We start from the raw sequence: 3,877 nt of genomic DNA, 5'->3' as shown, positions 1-3,877 counted from the left end.
ACTCGGGTTGATTCTTCCCTACGACCTTTTGATACTCTTTCTGGACAACCCCGTAAACAATCTTTCCATTCCAATCTGGTTACCTGTTTTTTCTCCGCGGCTTAGCACCCAATCAGGTAATAGGGAGGTTCATTCTCCCCGAACTCCGATTAATTCTGCCTCAACTCGTCATCATTCTTCCCTAACTCGAAATGATTCTTCACGAATTCGGGTTGATTCTTCCCTACGACCTTTTGCGACTCTTTCTGGACAACCCCGTAAACAATCTTTCCATTCCAATTTAGTTACCCGTTTGGCGACCTATTGATACACCCCAACCATAATAAAATCCCCAGCGGTCTACAGCTGGGGATTTCATCTTATTAACCTACGTAGGTTAGTTTTTGGTCTTTCTTGAAGACTTCGTCAATGGTGCCGCCGCCGAGGCAGATTTCGCCGTCGTAGAAGACGACTGCTTGGCCAGGTGTGATGGCACGGATTGGCTCGTCAAAGATGACTTTTGCGTCTCCATTTTCAAGCACTTTTACAGTTACGCCGCTGTCCGGTTGACGGTAGCGGAATTTCGCTGTGCATTTGAATTCTGTCGCTGGTGCGTGATTTGCGACCCAGCTGACGTTCACGGCTGTAAGGGAGTCTGAGTATAATTTTTCGTGGTGGAAGCCTTGGCCTACATACAAAATATTATCTTTCAGATTCTTTCCAATCGCAAACCAAGGTTCACCGCTGCCGCCGATTCCAAGACCGTGGCGCTGGCCGATTGTATGGTTCATCAAGCCGTAATGTTTTCCCATTACTTTGCCATCGAATGTTTCCATATTACCAGGCTGGGCCGGCAGATATTGTCCAAGGAACTCTTTGAAATTACGTTCACCGATAAAACAGATTCCAGTTGAATCCTTTTTAGCAGCCGTTGCAAGTCCAGCTTCTTGGGCAATTTTCCGAACCTCAGGCTTTGCAATGCCGCCAAGTGGGAACATTACTTTTGAAAGCTGTTCTTGCGTAAGTTGATTAAGGAAATACGTTTGATCCTTATTCTCATCAATTCCGCGAAGCATTTTGTAATCACCATCACGGAATTCAACGCGCGCATAATGACCAGTAGCCAAATAATCGGCTCCAAGGCTCACTGCATGCTCAAGAAACGCCTTAAATTTAATTTCTTTGTTACACATAACATCCGGATTCGGCGTCCGGCCCGCTTTATATTCATCTAAGAAGTACGTAAACACCTTGTCCCAATATTGCTTTTCAAAGTTTACAGCATAATAAGGGATTCCAATTTGGTTACATACAGCAATAACATCATTGTAATCTTCTGTCGCGGTACAGACACCATTTTCATCAGTATCATCCCAGTTCTTCATGAAGATCCCGACTACATCGTAGCCTTGTTCCTTCAAAAGCAAGGCTGCAACTGACGAATCAACGCCTCCTGACATCCCAACAACGACACGAGTGTCCTTTGGTGCTTTATTCATAATGAAACTCCTTTTTAACTCTTTATTTGACCAATCTGTTGATGATTGTAACTGTTTCTTCCGCTGCTTGGCGAATTTCCTGCTCAGTCGTATTAAAACCGAAACTAAATCGAATCGAATTTTTTGTCCGTTCATCATTCTTGCCAAACATCGCTACAAGGACATGCGATGGCTCAATCGAACCCGCTGTACAAGCAGATCCGCTTGAAACAGCAATTCCAGCCAGGTCTAGATTAACAAGCATTGACTCCACATTCGTTCCCGGTAAACTTACATTCAACACATGCGGCAGCGTATGCTCAGGTGAACCATTTATGGAATAAGCAATTCCTGCTTGATCAAACACATCAATCATCAACTGTTTAAATGACTCATACCGAGCACTTTTTTCCAATAGGGTCTGCTGTGCAATCTTCACTGCCTCAGCAAAACCAGCGATTGCCGGCACACTTTCTGTTCCCGCACGACGTTTGCGCTCTTGCTCACCGCCAAGCTGATGAGGCTCGTGCTTAATCCCATCGCGGATATATAAAAAGCCGATTCCCTTTGGCCCATTGATTTTATGGGCTGAAACCGACAGTAAATCAATTCCTAACTCATTAACATCAATTTTGACCACACCGTAAGCCTGTACGGCATCAGTATGGAAAAAAGCAGGATGATTTCGCATGATACTGCCGATCTCAGCGATTGGCTGAATCGTTCCTACTTCATTGTTCCCAAACATGATTGAAACAAGTATCGTATCCTCGCGCAATGCCTGTTTAAGGTCCTCCAAGGAAATCAGTCCTTGTTCATTGACCGGTAAATACGTCACCTCAAAGCCTTCTTTTTCAAGGAATTGGGCAGGGTGAAGAATCGCATGATGCTCGATTTCTGTCGTAATAATATGCTTCCCGCGATGCTGATACGAATGAGCAACACCAATCATAGCTGTATTATCCGCTTCCGTCCCGCCGCTCGTAAATACAATCTCCTGGCGGTTCGCGCCGATACTTGCAGCAATCTCCCCTCGAGCTTCATCCAGACTATGACGCGCCTCCCGGCCAAATGAATGGATGCTTGACGGATTACCGAAATTCCCCGCCATCGCACTCATCATCCTGTCAATGACGGACGGATGCATGGGCGATGTTGCGGCATGGTCTAAATAAAATCGTTCCACTTCCACGTCGCCTCCATTTAAATATAAAACATATAAGAATCTTGTTCGCCTTCATCTTTATAATTAGCCAGGTCCTCAATAGTTGTATTATCAAGCACATCTTTGACCGCGTCACGAATACGAATCCAAAGCTGACGCTTCACTGGCTCTTCATCCTCAATTCCCTCAACCGGTGAAATAGGTCCTTCAAGCACACGAATCACATCACCTGAGGTAATTTGTCCCGGCTCTTTCGCCAGAATATATCCCCCATACGCACCACGAATACTCCGGACTAAACCAGCATTTCGAAGCGGAGCAATTAGCTGTTCTAAATAGTGTTCAGATAAATCATTATTCTTCGCAATTGATTTTAAGGATGTTGGACTTTGTCCGTCACCATAATTTTTCGCTAAGTCGATCATAATCGTTAAGCCGTAACGGCCTTTAGTTGATATTCTCATTCTTAACACCTCTATCTTTTCACAGTTTCACCTGACAATACGGTGTCTTTATCTATCTGTTTTCTCTCATCTTATCTATTAATAGGCTCTAAAAATTATAGCATATTCCCAGTACAATTGCATTTACCCATCCTTACTATATCGATAGGGATTTAAAACTAAAAAAATCACCTTATCTCTGAGGATAAGGTGATTATATACATTATTTGATTTGTACTTTAACATCTCCAACTTGAATATACCAGTTGCCTTTAGCAAACTTTTCTTTAGATATTTCATAAACATTCGAATCATTTACACTAATGTCAGGATTTAGGTCTGAGAGTAATTTTGAATCGTCTATTCCAGTTTCTATCGAATAATTTGTACTTGCCTCAAGATCAGAATCATATTTAGTGCCTTTTTCGTCTACTAATTTAAGCGTTGGATAAGAAAACATTCCGACTGGCTCTTCCGATACATTTTTCATTTTGTACTGAATGGCTACGAATGTTCCACCTTCGGATGCTTCTTTGCTTACATATTGAATACCGACTTTCGCTTTTTCTTCAAATTTCGTTACCGTAACTTCTAATTTACCATCCTTAATCACTTCGCCTGGCTTGTAGATCTTTTCTTTATTAGTTACCGATTCTTTATCTTTGTTAGAAGTCGCGGTGTCTTCGCTTTCGCCGCCTGTTGTACTAATTTTAATAATAAGGGCAATCATCGCTCCAAGAAAAGTCAGAAATTTATGTTTCATGAACCAATTCCGTTGATCTTTTCCACAATTCGGACATTTTTTAACACCT

4 protein-coding genes are annotated in these 3,877 nt (G+C 42.6%); all 4 read right to left on the bottom strand.

Going from position 1 to position 3,877, the window contains the following annotated elements; translation table 11 throughout:
* Window positions 1-362: 362 nt before the first annotated feature.
* Window positions 363-1,478, bottom strand: a complete 1,116-nt coding sequence (mnmA, locus tag AC52RT_RS06365) for a tRNA 2-thiouridine(34) synthase MnmA (RefSeq protein WP_495539969.1) — start codon at window positions 1,476-1,478, stop codon at window positions 363-365.
* 22 nt (window positions 1,479-1,500) lie between these two features.
* Window positions 1,501-2,643 (bottom strand): cysteine desulfurase family protein, encoded by a 1,143-nt coding sequence (locus AC52RT_RS06360; protein ID WP_495539968.1) that lies wholly within the window; start codon window positions 2,641-2,643, stop codon window positions 1,501-1,503.
* A 17-nt stretch (window positions 2,644-2,660) separates the two neighbouring features.
* Entirely contained in the window at window positions 2,661-3,086 is a 426-nt protein-coding gene (cymR, locus tag AC52RT_RS06355; RefSeq protein ID WP_340846547.1) for a cysteine metabolism transcriptional regulator CymR, read from the bottom strand.
* 202 nt (window positions 3,087-3,288) lie between these two features.
* The coding region (locus AC52RT_RS06350) for a DUF4352 domain-containing protein (RefSeq protein WP_495539967.1) at window positions 3,289-3,877 on the bottom strand (589 nt) is incomplete at its 5' end.

The organism is Peribacillus sp. (assembly GCF_059453735.1).
The sequence above is the reverse complement of the archived record's forward strand: the minus strand, read 5'-3'. Positions and strand labels throughout refer to the sequence as shown.

Excerpts from the sequence above, each read along its gene's own strand:
- mnmA (WP_495539969.1), bottom strand. The coding sequence starts at position 1,478 with ATGAATAAAGCACCAAAGGACACTCGTGTCGTTGTTGGGATGTCAGGA.
- cymR (WP_340846547.1), bottom strand. The coding sequence starts at position 3,086 with ATGAGAATATCAACTAAAGGCCGTTACGGCTTAACGATTATGATCGAC.